The organism is Bacillus zhangzhouensis (assembly GCF_000715205.1).
Taxonomy (GTDB): domain Bacteria; phylum Bacillota; class Bacilli; order Bacillales; family Bacillaceae; genus Bacillus; species Bacillus zhangzhouensis.
The window spans coordinates 1-21,890 of record NZ_JOTP01000029.1; the positions used below are offsets into that span (position 1 = coordinate 1).

Consider the following 21,890-nt stretch of genomic DNA (forward strand, 5'->3'; position numbering starts at 1 on the left):
AACCGTACGCTCTAGCCAGCTGAGCTACACCGCCATAATGAAAAATGCGCTAAGAAGCACAAGAACTATAATACAAAGGATTCGCTTGTCCGTCAATAGAAAGTTTTAAATTAAATGACGAAATCTCAAAAAATGTCGAGCTAAATAAAAAAAGCACCTGCTGAACAGCAAATGCTTTGTTGTAAAATTATATAGAAAGCAGCAACAAGTTAACCTCTTCTTGCTCCGCGCCCCCCACGTTTTGATTCCGTGTTACGTTTTAAAGATGTTAAGCGGTCTTCGCTATCTTTTAAGAATTTGTTCATTTTTTGCTCAAACGATTCCTTCGGACGGAAATCATTTCTGCTCGGTCTTGATTGTTGTTGTTGAGGACGATCTTTTGCTTTTTTAATGGACAAGCCGATTTTACCGTCTTTTTCAACGTTAATCACTTTCACTTCAACTTGTTCACCGACTTTTAAATGCTCATTAATATCTTTTACATAGTTATCGGCTACCTCACTGATATGAACGAGACCAGTTGAACCTCCTGGCAACTCCACAAAAGCTCCAAAATTTGTAATGCCCGTAACTTTCCCTTGTAACTTGCTGCCAACTTCAATCGACATAAAAAAAGTGCTCCTCCTTAGACTTATAAAAAAATCTCATTTGTTCAATTATACATAAACTGAATTTTAAGTGTCAACAAGGCTAATCGCTCTTATTGCCCACATCAAAGATTTTTTCGCCTTTTTTGGACATATAATAGTCCCGTCGTGCCAGTTCGAGTACGTATTCCTTGCTTTTGAGCTTCTTGATCTCATCAGAAATATCTTCCTGCTTTGTTTGTAATTGCTTCAATTCTTTTTCGAGCGCAACCTTTTTCTCTTCTTTTTCTTTTAATGCGGAAGATTGCGACCAGAGGGCACTTGTCACCAAAACAGCAAACATGAGCGCAATTACACCAAACACGGTAAGCCTTCTAAGGAGTCCACGGCGTTTGCGTTTTAAGCGCTGAGCTTGTTGTTCCATTTGTTTTTGGTAATCATTTTGAATTTGTGCGATATTTCTTTTTCTCTTGTTCAAGGATGAAGGCCTCCTCTCTTACTTTGTCCAAAATTGTTTCCATTTCGTTTTAATGGTACGAGATAATTTCTTGGTCCCTTGTAAAATTCCTGCTCCTTTTGAGAAAAACAATCTAACGGATGTTCGCCATTTTTCGGGAATCCGATGAATAATGGTCACATTGAGTAACCAGATGAGCGGATAACAAACAATCGATAGCACCTTCCACACGAGCCGAAACGTAAAACGAACAAGACGTAAGAGCAAGTGGAACAAGAACAGTATAACACTTATGACCATTGTGACAATCCAACGGATCGGCTGGAAGACGATCGACATGACCAGCCTTTTAAGGATTAGAACGGTCTGATAAATACACATCGTGATAAACTTGAGAATATTGATATACAGCTGTTTCATCAATGCCTGATACATTGAGAAACCTAGGGCAACGGCCAGAAAGATATAAAGCCTGAATTCTCCCTCATTTGTTAACAGCAGCACATAAAAGAATAAGAGACCTTGCACCATCCAAAAAAGGACATCGTGTATGACCAGAAGCCATTTTGCTGTTTTCTCACGGTTCACAAACAGCTTGTACGTATCAAGCGATGCGCCCAGCCAGATGCCCATCGCTGCCATCGAAAGCATCGTATAAAACTGGACTGTCAGCGTCATTTAAACAGCTTGCTAAAAAATCCTTTAGCTTTCTCCCCGTGCTGCTCATCTACATAGATTAAGTCAAAGACACGCCCTTTGATGGACACAACGCCTTTTTCTACATCTAAGTTTTTCATTTGCAGATTTTCTCCTCGGATAGCGAGAATTCCCATGACCGTCTCAAGCAGAAATTCTTCATTATCAAAGCTTTCCACCTGTTTAACGCCGGTAATATCTAAATGCTTTCTGCTTCGCATTGTGACATTGTGCTCCGCTTCTGATGACAGCTTCGTGCCTTGAGGTTGATTATAATATTGATTCATTTATACATCCCCCATATCTCATACTTGCATTGTTACTGCATTGTATGTGATAGGAAGGTCATTTAGAACAAGCCCTATTCTGCTGTTTTTTCTTCTTTTAGCACGGTATACATTCCAGCCGCTTCTTCTTTTTTCGTCGTGTCCTTTAACTCGTTGACTTGAACAGTCACAAGTTTTTGACCAAAGCGGATTTGAAGCTCGTCTCCTTCTTTCACGTCAGAGCTTGCTTTCGCCTGCGTTCCATTAATGGAAATTCTGCCTTGATCGGCTACTTCTTTTGCCAATGTTCTTCTTTTAATTAAACGAGAAACTTTTAAGAATTTATCTAGTCTCATATGTCTTCACCTCTTTCTATGCGTTTGGCATCGTTCCACAGATCGTCCATTTCCTCTAGCGTCAGATCCTCTAGTGAACGTCCCATGTCCTTAGCTTTTTGTTCGATATGCTGAAAGCGCCGCATGAATTTTGTGTTTGCGGAAGAGAGGGCCGTTTCAGGCTCCAGTTGATAGAACCTGCCAATATTGACAAGAACAAATAAAAGATCCCCAAATTCATCTTTCATTTGCTTCGTTGCACCTTCGTCTGTCTTCTCTGCCACTTCAACGAGGAATTCCTGCTTTTCTTCTTCGTATTTATTCCAAATATCTTCTACTTCTGTCCAATCGAAGCCAACCTTAGCGGCTTTCTTTTGGAGCTTATATGCCTTTGTTAAAGCTGGAAGTGTCGCCGGGATGGATTGCAAAATAGATGCTGACCGCTCCGGCTTCTCCTGCTGCTTGATTTTTTCCCAGTTGGTTACCACGTCTGATGCCTCAGAGACATTCGTATCACCAAACACATGTGGATGTCGTCGAATCATTTTTTCTGTGACATGCTGGATGACATCATCAATTGAGAAATAGCCATCATCTTCACCAATTTGAGCGTGAAGTAAAACCTGCAGCAGCACATCTCCGAGCTCTTCCACCATATGATCTGGGTCGTCTTCATCTATAGCTTCAAGCAGTTCATAGCACTCTTCAATTAAGTACGGTTTGAGCGACTCATTGGTTTGTTTTTGATCCCACGGACAGCCGCCTGGACCTCTTAATGTACGAATGACATCACGGAAAGTGTCAAATTGTTGATAGAGTAGCTTTTCATCTTGAATTGGAGGTACATAAACACTCGTTAAGTTATTTATCGACACATCTCGATCAAGTTCAAATAAAGGAACAGCAGTAATCTGTTCCTGACTGCTCCCAGCCGCAGTCACAATATAAACTTTATAGTCGTCAGGCAGTTTCTCCATCAGCGTAAGCTTCACATTCGAAGCTGTCATCTGATCATACACCTGACAAATCAAAACATGCTGGGTTAATTTCAGATCATCCGCTCTCATATCCCCTGCATCAACGAATTGTAACCCTTCAATCGGGTCAATCTGCAAGGAATTAAAGGTCGCATCTAGAAAGCTTTGTCCACCAGCAACGTACACTTCAATCCCGCGTGCTTTCTGCTGAGCCACAAGCAGTTGTACGGTCTTTTCTGCGACAAATGGATGACCTGGTACTGCGTACACAATATCCTTTTCGGCAGCCTCCGCAAATAGAATTTCCGTGATTTCTTGATACACCGAATCAAACTGATCGTGCTTTTCATAAATCTCATCAAAAAAGGTCAGAGATGGGATCTCCTGCATCAATTCTGCGGTAAGTGGATGATCCTGCGTTCTCATAAATACTTCTTTCGCCTGCTTCAGTTGCTTATATACACCGAGCGTCAGCTGATCCATGTCGCCTGCCCCGAGACCAACGACTGTAATCTTACCTGCCATTTTGATTCCCTCTCATCTGTTTAAAATATAAAATCTTTTCACCTAATGGAATGAGTCTCCATTCCTCGTCCGTAAATACTTCTAGCTTAAGAATACTATATAAAAAGGCGAAACCACCAATAAAAACTGACGTCAAGCTCTCTAAAACGGAAAACGGACGTTTTTCAATGGGAATGACCCAAGAAAACAAAGTTTGATACCCTATTAAGACGATGGCCATGAGAGCCGCTGATAAAAGAATTTTCAGTGGGAACAGCTCTCTCATTAAAATCCATCCTTTACGCTTCAAGTAAACCGCATTGAGCAAGGCTGCGGCGAGAAAACCACATACGGTTGACCATGCGGCACCGTGGATGCCAAATAAGGGCACAAGCGCAAGCGTCAGCACCCATTTCACGAGCACACTGAGGATCACCACAACAGCCGGATACACGGTATGCCCAAGCCCCTGAAGTAAAGCAGTTTGCGTAATCGCAATCGACGTAATTGCGATGGATATACAGAATATTTGCAGCGCATCTGTGCCTAGGTCATTACGAAAAAGCATTGTATTCACTGACGATAGAATACAAATCAGCCCGACCGCTGCACCAATCCCTAGCACCGACGTTGTCTTCAACGATGTACGGACTTTTTGCCGAATCGCTTTGTGGTGCCCTTTCCTCATGGCTGAAGATAAAAACGGAACAAGAGAGGTTCCGATACTAATTGCAAACACCGTCCCTAGCTGTAAGAAAGGCTGTCCTCTGTCATACACGCCTTTTGCCGCCTTTGCTGCCGCTTCACTCAAACCCTCGCTGCGGAGCAAAGCATACAAGTGAAAGGCATCAATCATTTGCATCCATAAAATAAGCAATCCACTCACGCAAATCGTCAATGTATATAGAACTAAACTTTTCAAAACATCTTTTTTCCGCAGTGTCGCCTGGTGTAACGTACTGCTTAATGGCGACTGCCTTCGATTAGTCAGCCAAAGAAAAAGAAGCAGTATGAGTGAGGCCGCACTTCCGGCTATAGAGGAGAACACTGCACCAGCTCCTGTTTCATAAAGCGAATAGCCATGCCTCACGAAATAGAAGGATAAAACTAGCAGAACGCCTACCCTGATGAGCTGCTCAACCAACTGAGATATAGCGGTTGGAAGCATCATGCCGTCACTCTGAAAAACACCCCTCAGCATAACGGTGAGCGGAAGAAATAAAAAAACAAATGCACTCATCTGAATGAGCAAGATTAAATGGCTGTCCGCCATGAGATTCGCTATTCTGCCTGCTCCTATGTATAGACAAAGAAATAAGACCAAGCTCAGGAAAGTGATATACACTAGCGATACCCTTGTAATGATTCGCCGATTCTCTGCCCCATGCTCACTCAGGAGCTTGGACACCATGACAGGAAAACCTGTTGTTCCGAGCATGATGGCAATGCCCAGGAAGGGATAAACCTGCTGATAAATATAAAAACCTGTGTCTCCTACGATGTTTTGAAAAGGGACACGATAAACGGCACTTAGCACCTTTGATAGCAAGCCTGCGATGGTCAAAATCACTGCACCTTGGAAAAGCCAATGCGGCTGATTCACAGCATTTTTCATGGATGACTCCTTTATGTTCAATCAAAAAATAGATCTACATTTAAACGCACTCATTATATCATACGTTACTGAAAACCGTTTCTTTCTAAGGAGTAGACGACACATTACCCGTTTTGTTTCATCCCATATAAAAAACGCCGATAAAATCAAATGATTTCATCGGCATTCTTTCGTTTTATCAAAATGATATAGAATTATTAGACCTAATGTTCCATTTGACGGGCTAAGAAGCCAGCTGCCGTTTCTGCCGCTTTATGCTCCACTTCTCCCATTGAACGCTCTTTAGAAAATAAAACCACGGCGCCAATTGGATCTCCGTTTGCAACAATAGGTGCAATGGTATAAGCAGATACGTCATCATCTATACCATCGACAAGTTGAATTTCTTTCTTGCTTTCCTCTAACACAGAATTACGCTGATCCATTGTTCGTTCAAGTAAATCACTGATGGATTTATTTAAATACTCTTTTTTCGAACTGCCGGATACAGCAATATACGTATCACGATCACAAATCAGGATGGAATGACCCAAACTATCGAATAATGCATCAGCATATTCCCTTGCAAAGTCTCCTAGCTCACTAATCGGTGAATACTTCTTCAAAATCACTTCTCCATCGCGATCGACAAAAATCTCAAGCGGATCTCCTTCCCGGATGCGCAATGTTCTGCGAATCTCCTTCGGAATAACCACTCTACCTAGATCATCGATACGGCGTACAATTCCAGTTGCTTTCATTCACTGCTGCCTCTCTTTCGTTTGATGATGTGTTGGGTGAATGAAACAAAAGCGTCCACTTTATGCAACATTCACCACTTGACCCTGAGTTTAGTATCCGTCACATCAAACGTAATATACACGAGAGACAAACAAAATTTTATGAAGATGGAATGGTTTCTTTTTTCACACTTTGAAGGCCTCGAAGCATGCTAAGAACGACCTCCAGCCATTCCCCGGTTTTCTTGCCTTTCGTTTGGACAGAAATAATCAGCTTGCTGCCTTCCATTCCTAAACCAATGTCACGTCCATATTTGCTGCCGAGCTCAAATAATTTTTGACCGTCGATTTCACTGCTTGCTTTCTCATCCAGGGTAAGTCTGACAATGCCTTTCTCCATCTTGATCAGCTCGACACGTTCCTGCACAGCGTACACCTTCATCGTCGCAATCGTGAACAAATCAGCCACTTCTTGCGGATATTCACCGAATCGGTCAATCATTTCATCCTGAAGCTCTTTTCGCTCTTCAATTGATCCAATGGCTCTAAACTGTTTATACATCTCGATCTTTTGCTTGCCATCAGAAATATATGTGTCAGGAATGTAAGCATCAATTTGCAGATCGATTTCCGGCTCAAATTTTTCTTGAGCTGTCGTGTCGCCTCTTCTTTCTTCAATCGCTTCTTTCAGCATTTGAGAATACAGGTCGAATCCAACAGAATCAATGAATCCATGCTGCTGTGCACCAAGTAAGTTTCCTGCTCCTCGAATCGTTAAATCACGCATCGCAATTTTAAAACCTGATCCGAGCTCTGTAAACTCTTTAATGGCCTGAAGTCTTTTTTCCGCTACTTCAGACAGAACTTTGTCTTTTCGATAAGTGAAATAAGCATAGGCAACACGATTCGATCGCCCGACTCGTCCTCTTAACTGATACAGCTGAGAAAGCCCCATTTTATCAGCATCGTGTACAATGAGCGTATTCACATTTGGAATATCGACGCCCGTTTCAATAATGGTTGTACTGACCAATACATCTGATTCGCCTTCAAGGAAATTGATCATAACCGATTCTAACTCGTTCTCACTCATTTTCCCATGTGCATAACTGACTTTCGCGTCTGGGACAAGCATCGAGATTTCATCTGCTTTCCGTTCAATATCCTCAACACGGTTGTAAAGGAAGTACACTTGGCCGCCTCGAGCTAGTTCTCGCTCGATCGCTTCTCTGACTAAAGCGCCATTGTACTCGACAACATAGGTTTGAACAGGGAAACGGTTTTCAGGCGGTGTTTCAATAACGGATAAGTCTCGTACACCAAGCATTGACATATGAAGCGTACGTGGGATTGGCGTTGCCGTTAATGTCAGTACATCAATATTGGCTTTCATCTGCTTAATTTTCTCTTTATGCGTGACGCCAAAACGCTGTTCCTCGTCAATGATCAACAGTCCTAAATCCTTGTAGACAATGTCTTTTGAAAGAAGTCGGTGTGTCCCGATGACCATATCAATGGTTCCGTTCTTCAGCCCTTTTAACGTTTCTGTTGTTTCTTTTCGCGTACGGAAACGGCTAAGCTGAGCGATTTTGACAGGGTAGTCTTGGAATCGGTCCATAATCGTGTCAAAATGCTGCTGTGCTAAGATCGTTGTCGGTACAAGCAGTGCAACCTGCTTCCCGTCAGCAATAGCTTTGAAGGCCGCACGAATGGCCACCTCTGTTTTTCCATATCCCACATCTCCACAAAGTAGACGATCCATCGGACGTTCCCGCTCCATGTCTTGTTTGATTTCGTGAATAGAACGAATTTGGTCGTCTGTTTCCTGATAAGGGAAGGCAGATTCAAACTGGCGCTGCATCTCATGATCCGGCGAGAAAGCATACCCTTTGCTTGCCTCACGTTCTGCATAAAGCTTAATGAGATCATCTGCTATGTCCTGAACAGAAGTTTCTACTTTTTTCTTCACGCGTTTCCAGTCACTGCCGCCTAGTTTGTACAGCTTTGGTTCTTTTCCTTCTGACCCTACGTATTTCTGTACCTGATCAATTTGTTCAACCGGTACATAAAGCTTGTCGCTTCCTTGATAATGAATATTTAAATAATCTTTATGAATGCCGCCAATCTCAAGCGTTTCGATTCCTAAATACTTACCGATCCCGTGGTTAATGTGCACCACATAATCGCCGACTTGAAGCTCTGAATAGCTCTTAATTCGCTCTGCGTTGGTTAGCTTTTGCTTACGTGCCTGCTTCTTCACACGTTTCTTGAAGAGCTCACCTTCTGTGATCAATGCAATTTTTGATAATGGCAGTTCAAAGCCTGTTTGCAGCTCACCTTGTAAAATATACACTTGCCCGCTTACAAGCTCAGCGTCTGGTTTGGCAAGAGCGGCTTCAATGTCATAATCATGTAAGACAGATGACAGCTTCTCTGTTCGCTCTTCATCCGCACCTAAAAAGACAACCGTGTAATGTTGTTTTTTGTAGCGTTCAATTTCACTCGCAAGTACATTCATCTGCCCATGGAAATTCTGCATTTGCTTACTAGATACATTGACGATATTTTGCGGATTTGTCTGCTGGACATGTCTCAAGAACAAAGAATAGTACAGAATGGATCTCGATTGCTGATTGATTAGCTCTTGGAACGGGAAAGAAAGAGACAAATCATGAAGAATGTTGCCTTCTTCAAGCAGACTAATCGTCCAATCAGCTTCTTCCTTTTCAAGCTGCTCTTCCATCTCCTGAATTCTGCTAATTTCATCTAGAATGATAATCGTATCCTGCGATGTGTAATCTAGCAAACTAGCAGGCTTTTCATAGAAATAGGACAGGTACTTCGTCATTTCCTGTGTCACGATGCCTTCTAGCAGCTTCTCACGATCAGCAGAAATATTCTGATGCAGCAGCTCTTTTTGCTGGTCAGAGTTGAATTTCTTTAAGCTTTTTGCAAGTCCTTGATCAAGCTGTTCAATCGCTCTCACTCGTTCAGGGCCTCTCACAATCAGCTCTTTTGCCGGACCGATCTTAATCTCTTGAAGCGTTTCTAGTGAACGCTGTGTATCAGAGTGGAAGGTCCGAATTGAGTCCACTTCTGTATCAAACAGTTCGATACGGATCGGATGATCTTCCGTTAACACATAAATGTCGATGATCCCTCCGCGCACACTAAAATCTCCGGGCGCAGCAACCATAGACGTCCGGTCATAACCGATTTGCACGAGTTGTTTTGAAAACGCCTCCAAATCAATTTCTTCACCAACCTTTAAATGGACCTGACTCTCCTTCCAGAGCTCGACTGGCGGAAGCATTCTGCGCACCGCAGCTGCCGGGGTTACGATAATGGGGTTTTCTCCATTCGCAAGTCGATTCAGAACATCTAGACGCTGTGCTCTAAGCTCAGGGCTGGCAACTGCGATCTCTGATGCAATGAGTTCATTTACAGGATAAAGAAGGACCGAGCGATTCGAGATCACACTTGCTAGATCATCTGTTACCTTCTGCGCTTGATACAAATTATGGGTCACAATAAACATTGGCCGTTTTAACTCGTCTGATATAGCGGCTGTAAATAAAGATCTGACGGAGCCTGATAGTCCGGCGAGCAGCTGTTCTTTTAACCCTTCTTTTAGTCCGTTAAAAATTGACTGAAAATCATCACTTTGTTTGATAAATGACTGTATGTTTTTCATTTGGCTCCTCCTCCCTGCTTGTTTAAAACAGAAAAACGCTTTGGTCTAATATCTACACCAAAGCTTTTTATTGAATAAAAGTATGATACTGATGGTAATCAGGATTTCTTTCGAGCGCCTCTTGGCAATCCTCACAAATGGTTTGTACATGTAAATCACCATTTTCCCTATAAGAAATCATATCGTTTCTTTCTTCATTTGTTAAGTGATGAAATCCAAGTGCTTCACTTTGAACAGCGGATTCATCTAAACTGCCAACCTTTACACCACAGTGCCGGCAGTAATAATGCAAAGCCATACGTGATCCTCCCATGCTGAGATTTTATGATCAGTATGTGCTTTGCTTATCATTCTTATACCTTCTTGTTGAAATCATTCATCACTTCTAAAAATGGCTTTGTTAAAGCCGCCTCACAAGCTTCAACAGACGCTTGAATGGCTGATGCGATGTCAGGCTGTTCCTCTTCTGAGAAGCGTCCTAGTACGTAATCAACGACCTTCATGCCATTTTGCGGGCGGCCAATACCAATGCGGAATCGGTCAAACTCAGGTGAGCCTAAATGCTGGATCAACGACTTAATCCCATTATGCCCTCCGGCACTTCCTTTTGTGCGCAAACGAATCCGCCCTGTTGGTAAATCAAGATCATCATAGATGACCTTCAAATGTTCAAGGGGAATATCATAGTAATCCAAAAGTGGACGCACGCATTCTCCTGATAAGTTCATATATGTAAGAGGCTTCACAAGTAGAACCTTTTGCCCTGAAACAAACCCAGTTCCAAATTGTCCATGGAATTTTGATTGATTTAATGGGATGTCCCATTTTTTTGATAATTCATCTATTGTCATAAACCCGACATTATGTCTTGTTTTTTCGTACTCTCTTCCTGGATTACCCAATCCAACGAATGCAATCATGAAACCAATAACCTCCTTTATCACAATGCACACGCCTAAAAAATGAGCCAATATGATTGCCTCATGCAAAAACGTATGAATTCTTTTCATTCTAGCACAAAAGACGCAACCACGGGAGGGTTACGTCTCGAAATGACCAGTTATTCTCCATTGTTATCCTTTTCTTTAATAGCCTCAGGTTCTTGTGTTTCCTCTTCGCTATCTGGCTCAGGAACCTCGGATTGCTGAGGCGGTAGAATGGATGCAACGACTTCTTCTGGATCGTTATTTATTTGATAAGTTGACTGAACAGACAGCTCACCGACTGTTAGTACATCATTTACATCTAAGTTTGTAATATCAGCTTCAATATGTTGCGGGATATCCTTTGGTTTTGCTGTAACGGATAGTTCAAATAGTGGCTGCTGAAGCACACCGCCATCTTTTACCCCTTTAGACTCACCAATCAGCTGTACAGGTACATCTGCATCAATTTCTCGCTGTAAGTCGACCACTTGGAAATCAGCGTGGACAAGCTCGTTTTTCAGCGGATCTGTTTGTAATTCTGTGACCATCACAGATTTTGTATCGCCGCCCACGTCTAATGTGATGATTGTATTCTTCCCTTCATCACGTAAGGTCTTTAATAAATCGATGCTGTCTAATGAAACAGCCAGGTTGTCTGTGTTTTTTCCGTATATGACACCAGGAACGTGTCCTGAATGACGGATTTTTTGCAGTGTGGAACGTTTGAAATCAGTTCTTTTATTTGCTTTTAAAGTTGCCATATTCAGCACCATCCTATTTCTTTTTTGTCACTACTTTCATAAATACCCATAACTACATCATTTTAAACATGTTTGGCTGTCAATTATGAAAGCAAAAAGACCCTAAGCTGATGCCTAGGGCCTTTTTGATAAGAGAATTAGCTAAAAAGGTAGCTCACAGATTCTTCTTCATGCACACGGATGATGGCTTCTGCAAGCAAAGGCCCAACTGAAAGTGGAATAATTTTTTCTACTTTCTTGTCATCTGTTAAGTGAATACTGTTGGTTACAACCAATTCTTTAATTTTAGAGTTTGTGATCCGTTCTACTGCTGGTCCAGACAATACTGGGTGAGTACAGCAAGCATACACATCAGCCGCTCCATTTTCGACAAGCGCATTTGCTGCCAGTGTAATGGTACCAGCTGTATCAATAATATCATCAATTAAAATCGCCGTTTTACCTTCAATGTTACCAATGATGTTCATCACTTCAGCAACGTTTGGCTTCGGACGACGTTTGTCGATAATTGCGATTGGCGCTTTTAAGCGGTCTGCCATTTTACGCGCACGTGTCACACCACCGTGGTCAGGAGACACAACGACAATATCATTCAAGTTTTTCTGTTCAAAATAGTTTGTTAAGATTGGCACAGCCATTAAGTTATCGATTGGAATATCAAAGAAACCTTGGATTTGCGGCGCATGTAGATCAAGCGCAATAACACGTGTAGCACCAGCTGTTTCAAGTAAATTTGCAAAAAGCTTCGCAGTGATTGGCTCACGCGGTTTTGCCTTACGATCTTGACGTGCATATCCGTAATAAGGGATCACAATGTTGACAGTTTTCGCAGAAGCACGTTTTAATGCATCAACCATAATGAGAAGTTCCATAATGTGCTCATTAACTGGCGCACTTGTTGATTGAATGACATAACAATCACAGCCGCGAATACTTTCTTCAATATTGATTTGGACTTCACCGTCACTAAAACGTTTAACAGAGCTCTTTCCTACATCAACTCCGATACGATCGGCAATTTCTTTAGCAAGTTCAGGGTTTGAATTCAAAGAGAATATCTTTAAATTCGCATCAGCATAACGATTAGACATGGTAAACCTCCGGGTATTTGGATTATTTTTTATGAATATTTTTCACATAATCTTCTTTATTGACTTGTCTTGCTCTAGCAATAGACAATGCATCCTGCGGCACATCTTTTGTAACCGTTGAACCGGCTGCAACATACGCCCCTTTTCCAACAGTGACTGGTGCGACGAGATTTGAATTACAGCCAATAAAGGCGCCGTCTTCAATCTTTGTTAAGAATTTGTTCTTCCCATCATAGTTGACTGTAATTGATCCACAGCCAAGGTTTACATCAGTGCCGACATCTGCATCTCCAATATAGCTTAGGTGAGATGCTTTGCTGCGGTCACCGAAAACCGTTTTCTTGATTTCGACAAAATTCCCGATCTTCACTTCATCGCCAATTTTCGACAACGGGCGAATATGAGCAAACGGCCCAATTGTCACATCTACTCCAACCTCACTATCGCAGACGACAGATTGCTTAATCACTGTTCGATCTCCGATGATGCTATCAACAATTTCAGTGTTCGGCCCAATAGTGGCGTCTGCACCAATTTTTACATTCCCTTTGATGACCGTTCCAGGATAAATGATTGTATCTTCACCGATGACAGCATCTGGCGAGATATACGTGTTCTCAGGATCAATCAAGGTCACACCATTCTTCATATGCTGATGATTAATACGTCGCTTCATGAATTGCTCTGCTTGTGATAGAGCAATACGATCATTTACTCCAAGTGTTTCTTCAAAATGCGGTGTTTGATAAGCTGCAACTGTTTGTCCTTCATTCTTTAAAATTTCAATAACATCTGGCAAATAGTATTCGCCCTGTGCATTTTCATTCGACACTTGCTCAATCACACGGAAGAGATCTTCATTTGAAAAGCAATAGGTCCCTGTATTAATTTCATTCACTTGACGTTCTGCATCATTCGCATCTTTATGCTCGACAATCTTCACAACAGCACCTGTTTCGTCACGAATAATACGGCCATAGCCTGTTGGATCATCCGCATGTGCTGTTAAAATAGTGACTTTCGCTTGATGTTTTTGATGCTCGCTTAACATGGCTTCCATTGTTTCCGCTGTCAATAATGGCGTATCTCCACAAATGACAATGGTTGTTCCCTTTTCCTGCGCGAGGAACGACTTTGCTTGTTTGACGGCATGTGCTGTTCCCAGCTGTTCTTCTTGAAGTGCATATTCACTTCTGTCCCCAAGCTGCTTCTTGACGTCCTCTGCTCCATGACCGACAATCGTCACAAGCTTGGCTAAAGAAAGCTTTAACGCTTCATCTGCCACATGCTCGACCATAGGCTTTCCGCAAACTGGATGAAGTACTTTGTATAACTTTGACTTCATTCTCGTTCCTTTTCCCGCTGCTAAAATCACTGCGAACCGCTTATCCATTGATTGGCCTCCAATATCCCTATTATCCATAGAAAAATATATCCTAAATAAGGACTGATTTCAAGGATACATGAGGAAGTACAATATTTTTCTAACGGATGAAACATATAAGACACATGAGGAAAAACGCAAAAAAGACAGCATTTAAAAGAAAACATTCCATTTTCTCTTAAAGCTGTCTTTTTAGATTCACATATGATTAAGAAGCTCCAGCTTCTTCATATTCAATTGTTTCTTCCTCTTCGCCTAAGCGATGATATTCATTTAATACAGCATCTTGGATTTTACCCCGAGTACCTGAATTAATTGGATGTGCAATATCGCGAAACTCTCCATCAGGCGTGCGTTTGCTAGGCATTGCAACAAACAACCCATTGTTTCCATCAATCACACGAATATCATGAACAACAAATTCGTGGTCCAGCGTGATGGATGCAATCGCCCTCATGCGACCATCGGTATTCACGCGGCGTAATCTTACGTCAGTAACTTCCACAGTAGTTCACCACCTTTTCCCAATATAAAAGCATTAATTAGGTATTCAACGATTGTGGTGATTCTCCTGCACATAATTTAAACTTTTTTTGAAATATCGGGATATTTATACATTATTTGTCATATTAATGACGGCGCTTACATCTTTTGCGTGAAAAAAAGACATCATGATGATGCCTTTTCCTGCATATGATGAAACCAAACGGCTTTCAATGAGGTTGCCTGTTTATTTCACTAATGCAACAACTTCAATTTCTACAAGCGCATCCTTTGGAAGTCTTGCTACTTCCACACATGAACGAGCTGGCTTATGCGTATGGAAATACTCACCATACACTTCATTCACTTCAGCGAATTGTTCCATATCTTTAATGAAAACAGTTGCCTTCACGACTGTTTCAAATGAAGCACCTGCTGCTTCAAGTACAGCCTCGAGATTACGGAAAACTTGATGTGTTTGGTCTTTAATATCTCCGTTTACAAAATCTCCAGCTGGCGTTAATGGAATCTGGCCTGAGCTGTAAAACATGTTATTGACAATAATTCCTTGAGAGTAAGGTCCGATGGCTGCTGGTGCGTTTTTGGTTTGAACAACTTTTGTCATATCAATCTCTCCCATTCAAATACATGTTTGATCAAAGCTTAAGCTTTCGAATGAAAAAACTCGTGGAAATTGCCTTCATTGATCTCAATGATCTTCTGCTTCATATCAATGGTTGATAGCTTTAAAAGCGATACATATTCATCGACAAGACGTTCTTTTACGCCCTCATCTTCTAAAAGAACACCGATCCCTGCAACATTTGCATTAAATTCCTCAAGCAGATTCATCATGCCGTTAATGGTTCCGCCCGCTTTCATAAAGTCATCAATGATCAGGACATTGGATCCTTTATCTAAGCTCCGCTTTGCAAGTGACATGGTTTGAATTCGGTTAGAAGAACCTGACGCATAATTAATACTAACAGTTGACCCTTCGGTTACCTTATTATCTTTTCTAACGATCACAACAGGCACATTTAAATAACCTGCAACAGAATAGGCAATTGGAATACCTTTCGTCGCAACGGTCATGACGACATCAATCGCACGGTCCGCAAAGATGGTCGCAAAAAGCTTACCGATTTTCGCAAGAATCGATGGATTGCCTAAAACATCGGTTAAATATAAATAACCGCCAGGAAGTACACGTTCAGGAGTCGATAAAGCATCTCCGATATCGTTTACTACTTCGTCTGCTTCTTTTAGGTGAATCTTTGGAATATATTTCACTCCGCCAGCAGCTCCAGGGACAGTAAGCAATGTGCCTATGCCCTGCTGTTCGAAGGTCTGTTTAATAATCGTTAAGTCTTCACTAATGGAGGACTTCGCAGATTGATATCGCTCTGCAAAAAATGTTAACGGTACTAGTACGTGCGGGTGGGTTAACAAATAATTTGTTAAGTCCACCAATCTGCCGCTTCGACGAAACTTCATGAACTTACCCCCAGAACCCGAATAATTTATGAATAATATAACTTAATATACGGATTTAATCAAGGGCATTTTGTTCGCCGATCATGCGGACAGCGTAAACTTGATCACAAAATCCTCTCAGTCCGTTATATATTCTTTGTACCTTAGATTCAAATTGAATCAAGCCAAATACAGTTGGGCCACTTCCACTCATTAAAACAGCATCTGCACCGAATCGCTTCATCTGTCTCTTAATCATATCTACTTCTGGATACATCTTTAATGTCACAGACTCCAGAACGTTACCGAGTGAGCCGCACATCCCTTTATAGTCTTTCGCTTCAATTGCTTCTATCATACGCTGTACATTTGGGTGTTCTACTTTGCTTGCGTCGTATTGTCTGTAGACTTCAGCTGTAGATACCCCAATCACCGGCTTCGCTAAAATAACCCAGCAATGCGGAGGTGTCGCAATATGCTTCAGTTTCTCTCCACGTCCTGTCGCTAGCGCTGTCCCTCCGTGTACACAAAAAGAGACATCTGAGCCGATCTCCGCTCCAAGCTCAGCTAGTTCATCTAACGTGAGATTTAACTTCCACAAGCGATTTAAGCCGCGCAGAGCCGCTGCCGCATCGCTGCTGCCCCCAGCTAGACCTGCTGCGACAGGAATTGATTTTGTGATGACAATCGATACTCCTTTTTGAATACCGAACCTTGTTTTTAGTAATTTAGCCGCCTGATAGGCCAAGTTACGCTGATCATCTGGCACAAATCGATTATGAGATGATACACGGATTTCATCTTTGTCCAGCTCCGTCAGCTCTAGTCGATCTGAAAGGTCTATTGTTGTCATCACCATCTCCACTTCGTGATATCCATCCGGTCTTTTTCCATGAACATCAAGTGAAAGATTTATTTTTGCCGGTGCTTTTTCTAAAATACGCAAACATTTCACCTACTTCTCCATCTAAACATAAGTATCAATATTGTATCACATTTGATGGATCTGATGAATATTGGCTTTTACGCCTAGCACACTGACTTTTCCATCAAAAAAAGCCAGAGACACCCGAGGTATCCCTGACCGTTTATCTATCGTTGATTCTCATCCTGAGCCATGTGCTGTTGAGCTAATTCAATGGCACGTTTGACCATATTACCTGCATCACGCGCACGAATCTCTCCCCAGCCTCCATTTTTGACGGTATCATAAAATCCAAGATCCTTCGCCAGCTCGTATTTGAACTCATCTGACATAATGCCTCGGCGTCTACCCAAACGAAACAGCCCCTTTAGTCGAGAATTCGAATCAGCGCCACTGCTTTCGTGGCTTTCTTATTTTGTATCGAATCTTTCGTTTTAACCCTTTCAAATAATGGACAGGCGCCCATACAGAAAAAAAGGCAAAACAAAAAGCAGTAAACAAGAAGTTCACTGCCCATTAATAGGCGACTGAGCTAGCGGTATCATCGAACGTTAATTCGACCGTCTCAGTCAGTATATCTGCATAACTGTAAGAAACTCTTTCAAACGAATTTTCATCTTGATCTAATTGAATCACAAAAACAGAAGGGTACGTTTCAGCTAAAATGCCCGAACGCTCAATTGTTTTACGGCGGCCTCCGTTAGCCTTTAACGTCAAACGTTTACCTAAGTTACCATCAAGCGATCTTTTGATGTCGGACAAAGTCTTCGCCATTGCATCCACCTCACTGAGATAATTATACAACAACGGCCCGTTTTTGTCAAATAAAAATTAAATTATATCAACGAACACGAGCCATTGTCAACAAAATATTTTTGACAAACTTCTACCTTTTCTTCTCCCTATTTTTCTCAAATTCCGGTGAATTATGTATCCGTTTGAAATTTCTTTTTAAATATAAAAAAAACCAGACTGAAATCAGTCGGGTTATGTCGATTCATGGTCTCTTTTATATGGCATACCTACCCTTAAAACACCCTTCGTTTCGATTCCTCCGAGACCTTTTTCTCTTGTTAATGTATTTCGGAGCACATCCCACACGTTGATTCGATCTACAAATGGAGTGAAGCTGATCTTCGCAACAATATAGACGGGGTCGAGCGCATGGATGTTGACACGAGAAGGTGAGCTTGCAAAGTTCGCACCTGCTTGGATCAATGATTCAAAATGAGATTGACATGCACCCGCAAAGATCACAAGTTGATCTAAATGCGGAATTTTCCTTCTTGCTTTTTGAACCGTTTCAACGAAATGACGAGAATGGCGATATGCACCGATATCATGTACCCCGCCTTTTTGCTTGGAATACGCATCATGTCCTGTGATGACCAAGATATCAGGTCGATATTGATCGATTAAAGAGTCAATCATGCTTGGCATTTTCTTCTCATGGCAATGCACACCATACACAGGCACACCAATTCGTTCATATACGTCTAAGCATTTCTTTAAGTACGAAGCATCTCCATCTAAATGAAGAACCTTTCCGGGCATGTGAAAATACTGCTCCTGATGCTGGTATTGCCCCGAAGTATAATATTCTTGTTTTTCACGCAGCAGCTGATAATCCTGTCTGAGTAAGTCGAGCGATTCGTTAATTTTCCGCTCGTCGTCCTTCTCTCTTGTCAGCTGCTCTTCTTTTTGAATCAAGACCAAGTCAGACATCTTTGCATCAGCAATCAGCCTCACTTCATTCCCATGCAAAATGGCGGTGGCTTCGTGCTGATCTGTCTCATCAATTCGTATGATACGAAACATAATATCCATCTGATAGGATGCCCTCGTCACCATATCTCCTATTTGAAATTGCATGCTTTTCACTCCACAATCAGGCTCAAATCCTGTTGGTATCGTCTTGCGTTGAACATGTTCGTCTTTCATATGTGCTGTTCTTTCTAGCCTATGCCCGAACGGATGAAGTGGTGAAAAACAAAAGAAAAAGCCCTTAAAATAGGGCTTTTTGTAAAACGTTAGATAAACGGGCAAATTCCTCAATGGATAGTGACTCACCGCGTCGCTTCCCATCAATTTCAGCTGTTTCAAGCGCTTCTTCAATGATGGCTTTATGTTTTTTACCATCAGGCAGATTGTTCAATAGATTATTCATCAACGTTTTCCGGCGCTGACCAAAGCTCGCACGGATGAGCTGAAAGAAAAATGCATCATTTTCTACTGAGACAGCAGGCGTTTCACGAACTGTTAGTTTAATGACAGCCGAATCAACATTTGGCTGGGGAACGAAAACAGTTTTAGGCACAACCATGACCGTTTTCGCTTCCGTATAAAATTGCACCGCAATAGAAAGAGAGTTGTATTCCTTTGATGAAGGGACAGCTGCCATACGATCTGCGACTTCTTTTTGCAGCATGACCACAATCCCTTTCAATGGAAGGTTTTCTTCAAGCAATTTCATAATAATCGGTGTCGTCACGTAATAAGGAAGGTTGGCTACAACCATCACTTCTTTACAGTCAGCAAAATTTTCTTCGATCACCTTCCTCACATCCGCCTTCAATACGTCTTGGTGAATGATGGTGACATTATCATATGGAGAAAGTGTATCGTTTAAAATGGGCAATAAACGCTGGTCGATTTCGAAAGCGGTCACTTTCTTTGCTCGTTTAGCGAGCTGTTCTGTTAATGCACCGATACCAGGTCCAATTTCAATAACGCCTGTTTCATCTGTAATCTCTGCATGATCGACAATGCGATCTAAAATATTTGTGTCAATTAAAAAGTTCTGCCCTAAGCTCTTTTTAAAAGAGAAACCGTACTTCTTTAGTATTTCCTTCGTTCTGACGGGTGTCGCAATATCTTTATTCATCAGCTTCCTCCTGCATGACGGTCTTTAAGGCCGCAATAAAATCATGTTTGGTTATTTGAAACATGTGAAGGCGCTTTTGCAGCTGCTTCGCATTGGTATATCCTATATTTAAAAGCACACCTAGTCGTTCGCGGCGCCGTTTCGATGCATCGCCTCCGATAAGGCCTGCGTCAAATAAGTCGTCTAAAGTAATGTCACTTTCCGATTCTTCCATTTCCTCATGGACATGGGCAAGGCATTCCCGAATACTGTCCAAGGAAGCGTGCTCAACGCCAATTCCTTTGTCCCGCTTGGCTTTCGCAAGATGTTTTGGCAAAAACGCGTGCTTACAACCTGGAACCGCTTCTGCGATGGTTTTACGGATCTTCTCACCAGGAAAATCAGGATCTGTTAAAATAATCACACCTCGCGTCTCCTGAGCAAGACGTACCTGTTGAATGACTGTATCGCCAATAGCAGATCCGTTTGTTTCGATCGTATCTGCATCAACGGCCATCTTCACTCTGGCAGTGTCATCACGACCCTCCACCACAATGATCTCTTTGATTTTCATTTATTCCTCCGCTTGCAAAAACAATAAACATTTTTTGGTCAAAAAACGAAACCTTTCATGCTGTTTTTGCGTCTAATTAATTAGAAAACAGTGCTTCTATTATAACCAAAAAAACAGAGGGTGCGCAAAGCCCTCTGTTCATATAAATGATTTGATGTGTTTATTTGAGCACTCTAATTTTCACTCGTTTATTTCCCCATTGATAAGCTACCGACTTACTTGGGACGAACACATCAATTTTATTCCCTTTTATAGCAGATCCAGTGTCTGATGCAACGGCATATCCATAGCCTTCCACATACACTTTAGAGCCTAGCGGAATGACACTCGGATCAACTGCTATGACCTTTGCACCCGGATTTGCTTTTAAATTAAAACCTGTAGACGTTCTGCCCGTACATCCAGCACAGCTCGCTGTATAGGCTGTTGACGTCACGTAGAATTCTTTTCCTGACGATTCATTGCTTCTTGAAACTACAGGGGATGCTTTAGGTTCCTTTTTGGACACTTGGGTACCAATGGCCACTAAACGATCCTTGCTATCTTTTTCAGTTACTTCTTTGATTAATTCTTTAGACACCACTTTGCCGTTTTCTTTCACAATGGCATAGTGCTTCTTCAATTTACCTTCTTCACCTTTTTTAAGTACCTTCTCTTTTCCTTTTTCAAGAGAACGATCCTTTTTATGTTTGGTATCAAAAGCAATTTTCTCTTCCACTACATCGGTGACTTTTTCCACCCGAGTGATCTGGATATCTGCGCTTTTTTTAGAAATGTTACTATGTAACGCAGGCTTGATCTTATCGTGCTTCTTGAGCCTTAGCTCTTGTTGCTTTAAAAAGTCAGCGACCGTAGTCGAAGTGGTCCACACTTTTTTATCCTTTCCTCCATCCTTTAAGCTGACCTGAAAGGCCTGCTGAACCACAAGATTCATATCCTTTTTAATCTTGTCATTCTTTCCTGGAGTCACTTGATCGTGCTTCCCAATATCTATCTTTTCATTCTTCAATAATGCTCCAACCGTCTGATCTGTTGTCCATATCGTTTTCTCTTTCCCATCTAGGGTAAGATGAACCGGTATAGACGCATCATACACAATGTTCATATTGTCTTGAATCTTTGTATTTAGACTTGGAGAGATATGATCCTCCGCCCTGGTCCTTATCCCAAGGTCTGAAAGCAGCTGTGCTACTGTCTCTTCATGTGTACGAATTGTCTTCTCTTTACCATTGATTGAAATGGTAATAGACTGCTTAGTGAACTCATGCGCACCGTAAGCCGTCCCAGTTCCAGCTAAAAGTAAGCAAGCGACTAGTAATAAAACCTTGCCTTTTCCTAGCTTGACAGAAAACAGATTTTTCATTTTTTGTACGATGAAAAACGCCTCCTTCTCCTCGGAGAGATTATATAGAGTATCTCAAAACCTGTCAACCCTTCCACCCACTGTACAAAAATGCTCGATTGTAAACCTATTATGGGAGATTTATGGCAGGAAGGGAAGAAAGACTTATCGACAACTTATCCTATGAGGAGCAGCAAACGTGTAGAACTTTTTCA

At 41.8% G+C, this 21,890-nt stretch carries 24 protein-coding genes; all 24 read right to left on the minus strand.

Annotated elements, in window-relative coordinates; translation table 11 throughout:
• Window positions 1-209: 209 nt before the first annotated feature.
• The 24 genes from BA70_RS16245 to BA70_RS16360 all read right to left on the minus strand — a co-directional run bounded on the left by BA70_RS16245 (window position 210) and on the right by BA70_RS16360 (window position 21,696).
• On the minus strand, window positions 210-608 hold the full coding sequence (locus BA70_RS16245) for a S1 domain-containing RNA-binding protein (protein WP_003217901.1): 399 nt from the start codon (window positions 606-608) through the stop codon (window positions 210-212).
• Between the two features lie 82 nt (window positions 609-690).
• Window positions 691-1,065, minus strand: coding sequence for an FtsB family cell division protein (locus BA70_RS16250; RefSeq protein WP_034324461.1), 375 nt, complete (start codon window positions 1,063-1,065; stop codon window positions 691-693).
• Window positions 1,066-1,083: 18 nt separating this feature from the next.
• A complete protein-coding gene (yabQ, locus tag BA70_RS16255) occupies window positions 1,084-1,722 on the minus strand; it encodes a spore cortex biosynthesis protein YabQ (protein ID WP_034324462.1) in 639 nt (212 codons plus the stop codon).
• Window positions 1,719-2,027 (minus strand): sporulation protein YabP, encoded by a 309-nt coding sequence (yabP, locus tag BA70_RS16260; RefSeq protein WP_034324465.1) that lies wholly within the window; start codon window positions 2,025-2,027, stop codon window positions 1,719-1,721. The genes yabQ and yabP overlap by 4 nt, the downstream gene beginning before the upstream one ends.
• A gap of 74 nt (window positions 2,028-2,101) precedes the next feature.
• Window positions 2,102-2,362, minus strand: coding sequence for an RNA-binding S4 domain-containing protein (locus tag BA70_RS16265; protein WP_008341839.1), 261 nt, complete (start codon window positions 2,360-2,362; stop codon window positions 2,102-2,104).
• Window positions 2,359-3,843, minus strand: a complete 1,485-nt coding sequence (gene yabN / locus BA70_RS16270) for a bifunctional methyltransferase/pyrophosphohydrolase YabN (RefSeq protein ID WP_034324467.1) — start codon at window positions 3,841-3,843, stop codon at window positions 2,359-2,361. The genes BA70_RS16265 and yabN overlap by 4 nt, the downstream gene beginning before the upstream one ends.
• A complete protein-coding gene (locus tag BA70_RS16275; protein WP_034324470.1) occupies window positions 3,833-5,437 on the minus strand; it encodes a putative polysaccharide biosynthesis protein in 1,605 nt (534 codons plus the stop codon). Before BA70_RS16275 ends, yabN begins: the two co-directional genes overlap by 11 nt.
• A 203-nt stretch (window positions 5,438-5,640) precedes the next feature.
• Window positions 5,641-6,177 (minus strand): stage V sporulation protein T, encoded by a 537-nt coding sequence (spoVT, locus tag BA70_RS16280; protein WP_034324472.1) that lies wholly within the window; start codon window positions 6,175-6,177, stop codon window positions 5,641-5,643.
• Between the two features lie 139 nt (window positions 6,178-6,316).
• On the minus strand, window positions 6,317-9,850 hold the full coding sequence (gene mfd, locus BA70_RS16285) for a transcription-repair coupling factor (protein ID WP_034324475.1): 3,534 nt from the start codon (window positions 9,848-9,850) through the stop codon (window positions 6,317-6,319).
• Between the two features lie 67 nt (window positions 9,851-9,917).
• The gene (locus BA70_RS16290; protein WP_003217967.1) at window positions 9,918-10,148 is read right to left on the minus strand and encodes an anti-sigma-F factor Fin; all 231 of its coding nucleotides are present in this window, start codon (window positions 10,146-10,148) and stop codon (window positions 9,918-9,920) included.
• A 55-nt stretch (window positions 10,149-10,203) separates the two neighbouring features.
• Window positions 10,204-10,770: an aminoacyl-tRNA hydrolase gene (gene pth / locus BA70_RS16295; protein WP_034324477.1), complete on the minus strand. Its 567-nt coding sequence runs from the start codon at window positions 10,768-10,770 to the stop codon at window positions 10,204-10,206.
• A gap of 140 nt (window positions 10,771-10,910) precedes the next feature.
• On the minus strand, window positions 10,911-11,537 hold the full coding sequence (locus BA70_RS16300) for a 50S ribosomal protein L25/general stress protein Ctc (protein WP_034324480.1): 627 nt from the start codon (window positions 11,535-11,537) through the stop codon (window positions 10,911-10,913).
• A 137-nt stretch (window positions 11,538-11,674) separates the two neighbouring features.
• Window positions 11,675-12,628, minus strand: a complete 954-nt coding sequence (locus tag BA70_RS16305) for a ribose-phosphate diphosphokinase (protein ID WP_034324482.1) — start codon at window positions 12,626-12,628, stop codon at window positions 11,675-11,677.
• A 22-nt stretch (window positions 12,629-12,650) separates the two neighbouring features.
• The gene (glmU, locus tag BA70_RS16310; protein WP_034324484.1) at window positions 12,651-14,021 is read right to left on the minus strand and encodes a bifunctional UDP-N-acetylglucosamine diphosphorylase/glucosamine-1-phosphate N-acetyltransferase GlmU; all 1,371 of its coding nucleotides are present in this window, start codon (window positions 14,019-14,021) and stop codon (window positions 12,651-12,653) included.
• Between the two features lie 199 nt (window positions 14,022-14,220).
• Window positions 14,221-14,517, minus strand: coding sequence for a septation regulator SpoVG (gene spoVG / locus BA70_RS16315; protein ID WP_034324487.1), 297 nt, complete (start codon window positions 14,515-14,517; stop codon window positions 14,221-14,223).
• A gap of 225 nt (window positions 14,518-14,742) precedes the next feature.
• A complete protein-coding gene (gene ridA / locus BA70_RS16320) occupies window positions 14,743-15,120 on the minus strand; it encodes a 2-iminobutanoate/2-iminopropanoate deaminase (protein WP_034324489.1) in 378 nt (125 codons plus the stop codon).
• 38 nt (window positions 15,121-15,158) lie between these two features.
• The gene (purR, locus tag BA70_RS16325; RefSeq protein ID WP_034324491.1) at window positions 15,159-15,992 is read right to left on the minus strand and encodes a pur operon repressor; all 834 of its coding nucleotides are present in this window, start codon (window positions 15,990-15,992) and stop codon (window positions 15,159-15,161) included.
• Window positions 15,993-16,047: 55 nt separating this feature from the next.
• On the minus strand, window positions 16,048-16,917 hold the full coding sequence (ispE, locus tag BA70_RS16330) for a 4-(cytidine 5'-diphospho)-2-C-methyl-D-erythritol kinase (protein WP_034324494.1): 870 nt from the start codon (window positions 16,915-16,917) through the stop codon (window positions 16,048-16,050).
• Between the two features lie 146 nt (window positions 16,918-17,063).
• A complete protein-coding gene (locus BA70_RS16335) occupies window positions 17,064-17,249 on the minus strand; it encodes a small, acid-soluble spore protein, alpha/beta type (protein ID WP_012008653.1) in 186 nt (61 codons plus the stop codon).
• 163 nt (window positions 17,250-17,412) lie between these two features.
• Complete coding sequence (gene veg / locus BA70_RS16340) at window positions 17,413-17,670, minus strand: biofilm formation stimulator Veg (RefSeq protein WP_003217979.1); 258 nt, start codon at window positions 17,668-17,670, stop codon at window positions 17,413-17,415.
• Window positions 17,671-17,883: 213 nt separating this feature from the next.
• Window positions 17,884-18,768: a sporulation peptidase YabG gene (gene yabG, locus BA70_RS16345; RefSeq protein WP_034324532.1), complete on the minus strand. Its 885-nt coding sequence runs from the start codon at window positions 18,766-18,768 to the stop codon at window positions 17,884-17,886.
• 133 nt (window positions 18,769-18,901) lie between these two features.
• A complete protein-coding gene (rsmA, locus tag BA70_RS16350) occupies window positions 18,902-19,780 on the minus strand; it encodes a 16S rRNA (adenine(1518)-N(6)/adenine(1519)-N(6))-dimethyltransferase RsmA (protein WP_034324496.1) in 879 nt (292 codons plus the stop codon).
• A complete protein-coding gene (gene rnmV, locus BA70_RS16355; RefSeq protein WP_034324499.1) occupies window positions 19,773-20,333 on the minus strand; it encodes a ribonuclease M5 in 561 nt (186 codons plus the stop codon). Before rnmV ends, rsmA begins: the two co-directional genes overlap by 8 nt.
• A 160-nt stretch (window positions 20,334-20,493) precedes the next feature.
• Window positions 20,494-21,696 (minus strand): G5 and 3D domain-containing protein, encoded by a 1,203-nt coding sequence (locus tag BA70_RS16360; RefSeq protein ID WP_034324502.1) that lies wholly within the window; start codon window positions 21,694-21,696, stop codon window positions 20,494-20,496.
• Window positions 21,697-21,890: the final 194 nt, after the last annotated feature.